Annotated in this window: 8 protein-coding genes and 1 pseudogene; 7 read left to right on the top strand and 2 right to left on the bottom strand. The window is 52.4% G+C overall.

Annotated elements, in window-relative coordinates; genetic code table 11:
• The 7 genes from PG883_RS21970 to PG883_RS22000 form a co-directional block, all read left to right on the top strand.
• The coding region (locus tag PG883_RS21970; RefSeq protein WP_270808181.1) for a hypothetical protein at positions 1 to 257 on the top strand (257 nt) is incomplete at its 5' end.
• Between the two features lie 208 nt (positions 258 to 465).
• Positions 466 to 840: a hypothetical protein gene (locus PG883_RS21975; protein WP_161470123.1), complete on the top strand. Its 375-nt coding sequence runs from the start codon at positions 466 to 468 to the stop codon at positions 838 to 840.
• Positions 841 to 864: 24 nt separating this feature from the next.
• Positions 865 to 2634, top strand: coding sequence for a polysaccharide biosynthesis/export family protein (locus tag PG883_RS21980; protein ID WP_270808193.1), 1770 nt, complete (start codon positions 865 to 867; stop codon positions 2632 to 2634).
• 63 nt (positions 2635 to 2697) lie between these two features.
• Positions 2698 to 3498 (top strand): ABC transporter permease, encoded by an 801-nt coding sequence (locus tag PG883_RS21985; protein WP_270808183.1) that lies wholly within the window; start codon positions 2698 to 2700, stop codon positions 3496 to 3498.
• Positions 3499 to 3520: 22 nt separating this feature from the next.
• Positions 3521 to 4171 carry an ABC transporter ATP-binding protein gene (locus PG883_RS21990; RefSeq protein WP_270808185.1) on the top strand — a complete coding sequence of 217 codons (651 nt, stop codon included), beginning with the start codon at positions 3521 to 3523 and terminating at the stop codon, positions 4169 to 4171.
• A gap of 15 nt (positions 4172 to 4186) precedes the next feature.
• Positions 4187 to 5389 carry a sugar transporter gene (locus tag PG883_RS21995; protein ID WP_270808187.1) on the top strand — a complete coding sequence of 401 codons (1203 nt, stop codon included), beginning with the start codon at positions 4187 to 4189 and terminating at the stop codon, positions 5387 to 5389.
• A gap of 85 nt (positions 5390 to 5474) precedes the next feature.
• Entirely contained in the window at positions 5475 to 6425 is a 951-nt protein-coding gene (locus PG883_RS22000; RefSeq protein ID WP_171273009.1) for an IS1595 family transposase, read from the top strand.
• Between the two features lies 1 nt (position 6426).
• On the opposite strand, the pseudogene PG883_RS22005 reads toward PG883_RS22000, so the two are convergent.
• Together PG883_RS22005 and PG883_RS22010 are read right to left on the bottom strand one after the other, a co-directional pair.
• A pseudogene (locus PG883_RS22005) lies at positions 6427 to 6765 on the bottom strand (transposase); the annotation flags it as partial.
• Between the two features lie 90 nt (positions 6766 to 6855).
• A partial coding sequence (locus tag PG883_RS22010; protein ID WP_270808191.1) for a hypothetical protein occupies positions 6856 to 7202 on the bottom strand: 347 nt, incomplete at its 5' end.

The raw sequence follows: 7202 nt of genomic DNA on the forward strand, positions 1-7202 counted from the left end.
ATATGATGCACGGCGACAGCAGGGTGATGGTGGTGGTGTGTTTGGAGACAGCCAGTTTACCAGCACCCTGTCTGTCAACTTCCACTTCCCCAAGATCCCGCGAAGAACCTAAAATTAAACATGACGAGCGTCTCGAAATGACGCAGGATACGCAGGATACGCAGGCACGGCTCCTGCGCGACAGAAATGCTATGAAAACAGGGCTGCCTTTGATAGCCTGTCTTTATATGTCAATTTTATTTCAAGCCACAATTTGACCATCCTAGACCGGAGCAATGTCACTTCCGTGCGGTAGCTTTTTTCTTTTTTTCCTTTTGAGATAATCTATTCCCGTGTACAGTTTCAGTACAGCAATACCAAGGAACAACATGAGACAAGCATTATCGCAAAACGAACACTGCCCACAACATTAAATTAACAAAGAATTTACACTTCAGGTTTTGACTCCATGGATAATATTGACACATGAACTACGCAACCCGGTTTCTGGCGATATCGCTAGCCATGTCTATTGCTGGCTGCGCATATGAGCCAAAGCAGGTCGAAGCCTCCCGTCCCCTCGTCAATCCATCATCGACCACAGCACTGCAAGCCATGCCAGCAAACCTGCAACAGGCGCTCAACACTCAACCTCAGGGGGCAGCACTTAGCACGAACGGCGTTACCTTCACCCTGGGTCAACGCTATGTGTCGGCCATGGGACGTGAGTGCGTTGACCTCTTGTTCAACAACATGCAAGGCCACTCGCAAAGAAGTGTCGCATGCAAGAGCGAAGAACTGTGGTACCTGATACCTCAATTGGATCAAGCTTCTGTCAGCAGCCTTCTTGCTGAACAATAAAACTCGAAGGTATCTGTTTTGAAAATGAACGTTCGTCATCTGAGTACCCTCCTGTTTCTCATCAGTGCCTCCTGCACCACCATGGCGGCTAGTGCACCGGACCAGGCCCAGGCAAATGGGGCATCATTTGGCTATACCCTGTCGGGTAATTCAGGCGATAACAATCGGCCCCAACTTGGCGGCCAATCATCGCTGAGTGGTCAAGCCAGCACGAGTTCAACAACCGGCAGTTTTGCGCAACAAAATCGGCAGGGCATGTTGCTGCCAGGTGAGGCAGATGTGCGGAAGTTACTGCCACAAGCCGAGGTCGGACTCCCTCCCCCCTACGGTGCCAACCTGTTTGCAGGTGGATATGAAACCGAACGCAGTGATGGCTTGAATGACAATTACCTGATAGCACCAGGTGACAAGCTGAATATCTGGATCTGGGGCGCCGTCAATTTCTCCAATGTGGTAACGGTCGACAATCAGGGCAATATCTTCATCCCTGATGTAGGCCCAATCAATGTCAAGAATGTTCCAGCCAGCCAAGTCAATAATCTGGTAACCAGCAAGATTGGCGATGTATTCACCAACAATGTCAACATTTACGTCAATTTACTGACGACAACCCCAGTGAGTGTATTCGTGACGGGGCCGGTGATCCGCCCAGGCCAATATGCCGGGCAATCGTCTGACAGCGTGCTCTATTTCCTCAAGCGGGCGGGTGGCATTGATTCAGAGCGTGGCAGCTACCGTCAAATCAAGGTCTTGCGCCAAAACCAGGTCCTCCAGCAGATCGACCTGTATGAATTCATGCAGAAAGGCAAAATGCCCAAGCTTTCCCTCAAAGATCAGGATGTGATCCTGGTGGAACCCCAGGGGCCGATGATCAATGTGGCTGGCAAGGTTCGCAATCCATTCCGCTTCGAATTAAAGCAGCGCAATACACTGGGTTCGGAACTGGTCAATTATGCCCTGCCCCTCGCCAAGGTGAGTCATGTCGGGGTAATTGGTGATCGTGCAAACGGTCCCTTCTCTATTTATCTGCCTTACAAAGATTTTGCCCAGGTCCAACTCAAGGACGGCGACAAGGTGCTGTTTAACGATGACATGCATGCACAAGTTTACGATGTGCAGGTCACCGGCAGTTATATGGGTCCCTCTTACTTCACCGTCCGCAAAGAGACCAAACTGCACGATCTGCTCAACCACATTCCGATCAATCCGGATCTGGCCGATTACCAATCCATCTATCTGATGCGCAAGAGCGTGGCCATCCGGCAAAAAGAGATGCTGGATGAGTCGCTCAACCGGCTGGAGCGCAGCGTATTCACCGCGCCGGCCAGTTCGGATGGTGAGGCGACCATCCGTGCCAAAGAGGCCGAGCTGGTCATGCAATTTGTCGACAAGGCTCGCAAGATTCAGCCTCTGGGCAAGGTCGTGGTCGCAGACAAGGGCATCATCGCCAACATTCAGCTGGAGCAAGGCGACCAGATTGTGATCCCGAACAAGACTGACCTTATACAGGTGGGTGGTGAGGTGTTGATGCCACAAGCCGTGGTCTACAACGCCAATGCCGACCTCGATGATTATGTCGCCTGGGCCGGTGGCTTTACCGAACGAGCCAATGATCAGCGCATCGCCGTGGTGCATGCCAACGGGCTGGTGGAGTTCAAGGGCCAGGGGAATGTTCAGCCAGGGGATCAGATCATGGTATTGCCCAAGGTTGACAGCAAAACCATGCAGTCTGTCAAAGACATCACCCAGATCATCTATCAGATCGCCGTGGCGGCGAACGTAGCCATCAACTAAACCGCCCACACCGAACAATGCAGGCTCGCCAATCGGCGAGTCTGCCATACGGTAAATGACTCCATGCATAAACCCATTCTCAATCAAACACCTCGAACGCCCTTGCAGGTACTGCGCGATGTGACGTTCGGTTTGCTTATCCGAGAACTGAAGACCCGTTTTGGCAGTTACCGGCTTGGCTATGCCTGGGCCCTGCTTGACCCACTGCTCATCATTGGCGCATTCAGCCTCATTTTTGGCATGCGCGGCCATAGCGGATTCGGGGGGGCGCCGGCGCCGCTCTTCATTACCGCCGGTTATTTACCCTTTATTTTTTTCAAGAATGTCGTGAGCAAGCTGCAATCCGCGGTCAGCGCCAATATGGGGCTGTTCTGCTACCGGCAGGTGACCCCGTTCTCTACCTTTGTTGCCCGTTTCATGCTCGAGACCATGATTGGCATGATGGTGGGGATCATCCTGGTGCTGGGGCTGCTCTGGTTCGGGTTTGATGCCATTCCGGCGGATCCCTTGCAGGTGATCCTCATCTATTTGCTGTTGATGGTGTTCTCCTTTTCCCTCGGTATCGTCTTCTGCGTTATCTGCACGCTATTTCAGGAGGCAGACAAGTTCCTCGGTCTGCTGATGATGCCGTTGATGTTTATCTCTTGCGTGATGTATCCCTTGATCAGCATCCCAGTTCAGTATCAACACTGGTTTTTATGGAACCCGCTGGTGCATGCCCTCGAGCTGATTCGAAGTGGCTGGATCGCCGGTTACAGCAGTCCCAATGTCAGCGCGGCCTATCTGTCAGGCGTGACCCTGCTGCTGCTGACTTTTGCCATGAGCTGCTATCGTCTGAGCCATCGCCGGCTGATCGCCAGTTGATCGCCAATGAGTGCGGAATAACATGATCATTCTCGACAATGTATCCAAGTACTACCCCACCAAGTTCGGCCGCAACTATGTGCTGCGCGATGTGAGCATCACACTGCCGCAGGATCGCAACATCGGTATTCTGGGGGTCAACGGTGCGGGCAAATCCACCCTGCTTCGCCTGCTGGGCGGTATGGATACACCCAATCAGGGCAAGGTAACGCGCCATTGTCGCGTCTCCTGGCCGCTGGCCCTCAGTGGCGGATTTCAAGGGAGCATGACAGGGCGGGAGAACACCCGCTTCGTCTGTCGTATCCACGGTGTACGCGATACCCAAGAGGTGGAGGAGTGGGTCAAGGAGTTTTCCGAAATAGGAAAGCACTTCGAGCTGCCAATAAAAACCTACTCCAGCGGCATGAAATCCAAGTTCTCCTTTGCCGTCAGTATGGCTTTTGACTTTGATATCTATCTGACCGATGAGATCACTTCGGTGGGGGATGCTCGTTTCAAACAAAAATGCATTGATACCTTCAATCAAAAGCGCGAGACCGCGAGCCTTATCATGGTGTCCCACGACATGAAAAACCTGCGTCAGCAGTGCGACATGGGGATGTTGCTGCGCAACAGTAAATTGGAAATCTTCGACAATATCGATGACGCCATCCGCATTTATCAGGATCTTTAACAAGCTGCACCCAATATGACTCAACCTATCCGTTCCGAAAGACCATCCCGCTTCGCGCGCAAACTGCGCAAGCTCGGCAATGAACCCAAGCAGTTCTTTATCGATTCCAGCGGCTTTCAGATTGCCCACCGCTCCTGGCAACAGAGCCTCAAGCTCGGCAGTTTTCTCTGGGTCGTGGCCTGTTTTACCATCGCGGCACTCTATCTGGGGGTCATCGCCTCTGACCGTTACGTGAGCCGGGCGGAGATCATCATCAAGCAGGCGGATCAGATCAAGATGCTGCCCGATGCCCTGTCGATGCTGGGTATTGGCGGCAGCAATCATCAGGATGCCCTATTGATCCAGGATTATCTGAACTCCTGGGACCTGCTGGCAAAACTCGACAAGGAGCTTGACCTCAAGTCCCATTACCAGAACGATCAGGCAGACTATTTCTCCCGCCTGCCACAGGATGTCAGCCGGGAAGATTTTATTGAATATTATCGTAACCACCTGATGTTACGTTTTGATGAACTGTCGGGCGTGCTCACCATCGAGTTGCAGGCATTTGATCCCGAATATGGTCAGCAAGTTGTAGGCCTGATGCTCAAGGAGTCCGAGCGCTTTATCAACAAGCTGGGGCATCAAGTGGCGCTGGAGCAACTGGCTTTTGTCGAGAAAGAGGTCGATAGGGCCTATCGACGGCTGCAGGACGAGAAGGCCAAGGTACTAGCGTTTCAAAACAGCCATCAACTTATCAGCCCGGAATCCACCAGTAGCGCCCGTCTCGGGGTAGTCAGCCAGATCGAGGCCGAGCTGGTAAACCAGCAGGCGCAGCTCAAGCAACTGCGCAGTTATATGAGAGAGAACGCCCCCGCCGTCATCTCGGTGCAGAGCCGCGTCGATGCCCTGACCCGGCAACTGGAGCAGGAGCGTGCCAAGCTCACCGGTCTCGATAAAGATGCCATGAACGAGATCAACGCCGGTTATCTGGATGTACAGACCCAGGCCACTCTGGCAGCGGATCTCTATAAGACGGGCCTCATCAGCCTGGAGCAGACCAGGGTCGAGGCATACCGCAAGCTCAAACACCTGCTGGTTATCAGTCAACCGAGCCTGGCACAGGATGCGGAATACCCTCGCCGTCTCTACAACTTGGCTACCGTCGGTGTATTGTTGTTCCTCTTCTATGGCTTGATAGTGATGGGTCTCGCCACCCTGCGTGAGCACCAGGACTGACTGAGATATGGTATCCTGATTACCCATGATTAGCAGTCACCCCGAACTATACTGATCTTACGCACAGTTATCGAGGTGCGAGATCATGGCCAAAAGCAAAGTCCAATTCCAGAAAGGCTACAGCCTGTTTGAGTTTCTCAAAGACTATGGCTCCGAAGCTCAATGCGAAAAAGCGCTGTTCGCTTGGCGTTTTCCACATGGTTTCGTCTGTCCTGAGTGTGCCAACAAGACCTTCTGCCAGTTGAAATGCCGGCCACGCGTGCTGCAATGCAATCACTGCCGCCATCAGCTTTCACTGACCGGCAATACGATTTTCGCCAATACCAAACTGCCCCTAACCAAGTGGTTTCTGGCGATGCACCTGCTGTCACAGACCAAAACAGGCTTGTCAGCGATGGAGCTAAAGCGCCAGTTGGGCGTCAAATATGACACCGCCTGGATGCTCAAGCACAAGCTGCTGCAAGCCATGAAAGAGTCCGATGACAAGCAGCCCATCAGCGGCATCATTCAGCTCGATGATGTCTACTGGGGTGGCGAGCGCCGTGGCGGCAAACGGGGTCGGGGCGCGGCAGGCAAGACGCCGTTTGTGGCAGCAGTGGCCCTGAACAAGGAAGGGCATCCAATCAAGATGCGGATGACGGTGGTCGATGGTTTCAAAACCAAGTCGATTGCGGATTGGGCAAAACGGCATGTTGCCAGTGGTAGCGCGGTGATATCCGATGGATTGGCCTGTTTCAGGGCAGTCAAAGAGGCCAATTGTGAGCACCTGGGTGTTGTCACAGGAGGCAACCTGGACTGGCTGGATCATCCGGCATTCAACTGGGTAAACACGATGATAGGAAATGTGAAAAACTCGCTGCGGGGCAGTTGCCATACGCTCGGAGCGAAGCATTTACCAAGGCATCTTGCGGAATACTGCTTCCGGTTTAATCATCGTTTTGACCTCAAGAGCATGTTGGTAGAATTGGGGCATGCAGTCGTGGCAAGCCCTCCGATGCCATATCGGCTCTTGAAGCTGGCTGAGGGTCATGGGTAATCAGGTAGCGGTATATCCACTCGTGGCTAACCGGGCAGTTAATCATGTCTCCAACGCCACTGATTTGCTCGGGACTCCAGTCCGCGACCAGCGCCATGCAAACAAAGTCGATGGTATCAGACGGGACAGTACGCTTCTGACTCGTCAGCCGTCGTGCCGTGGCAAGTTGGTGAGCCTGCTGCGGCTGATAGGCCTGCCCAGCACAATTACGACGAAGCTCACGACTGATAGTCGATGGATGAACCCCGAGCTGTTTGGCAATGCGGGCCTGTGACAGGCCATGGTCACGGAGGCAGGCAATCTGGTATCGTAGCCCCTCGGTCAACTGCTGGTATTTCATGGTGTATCGCTTTGTTTCTTTGGCGAGAAGAAGCGTACCCTAACTGGTAGTTGACCGCCTCTCTCCTATGCACCATGGGCATTGCACTTATTATCTGAATTCACGACTGCCTGATAAGTTAAATTCCAAAATGACTTTGTCGTCTATATAAGAGAATATTTCCTCTAGGAGACTCACATACCTTATTTTATCCTCGTTACTGAGGAATGACACATTTCCGGAGTTGTTTACAATTCGTTTAATATGCCAAAATAGCTCATATAAAATTGATATTTGGATAAACTCAGGAACCTTTCCTTGCACTTCAATGCATTTTTTAATTGTGTCTCGCGAATTCAGATAATAACTGCAACACCCATGGTGCATAGGAGAGAAGAGGCCAACTGCCGGTTCTGGTACGCTTCTTCTCGCCAAAGAAACAAAGCGGAACACCATGA

Source organism: Aeromonas sp. QDB25 (assembly GCF_027707725.1).
GTDB lineage: Bacteria > Pseudomonadota > Gammaproteobacteria > Enterobacterales > Aeromonadaceae > Aeromonas > Aeromonas caviae.

Excerpts from the sequence above, each read along its gene's own strand:
- PG883_RS21975 (WP_161470123.1), top strand. The coding sequence starts at position 466 with ATGAACTACGCAACCCGGTTTCTGGCGATATCGCTAGCCATGTCTATT.
- PG883_RS21980 (WP_270808193.1), top strand. The coding sequence starts at position 865 with ATGAACGTTCGTCATCTGAGTACCCTCCTGTTTCTCATCAGTGCCTCC.
- PG883_RS21985 (WP_270808183.1), top strand. The coding sequence starts at position 2,698 with ATGCATAAACCCATTCTCAATCAAACACCTCGAACGCCCTTGCAGGTA.
- PG883_RS21990 (WP_270808185.1), top strand. The coding sequence starts at position 3,521 with ATGATCATTCTCGACAATGTATCCAAGTACTACCCCACCAAGTTCGGC.
- PG883_RS21995 (WP_270808187.1), top strand. The coding sequence starts at position 4,187 with ATGACTCAACCTATCCGTTCCGAAAGACCATCCCGCTTCGCGCGCAAA.
- PG883_RS22000 (WP_171273009.1), top strand. The coding sequence starts at position 5,475 with ATGGCCAAAAGCAAAGTCCAATTCCAGAAAGGCTACAGCCTGTTTGAG.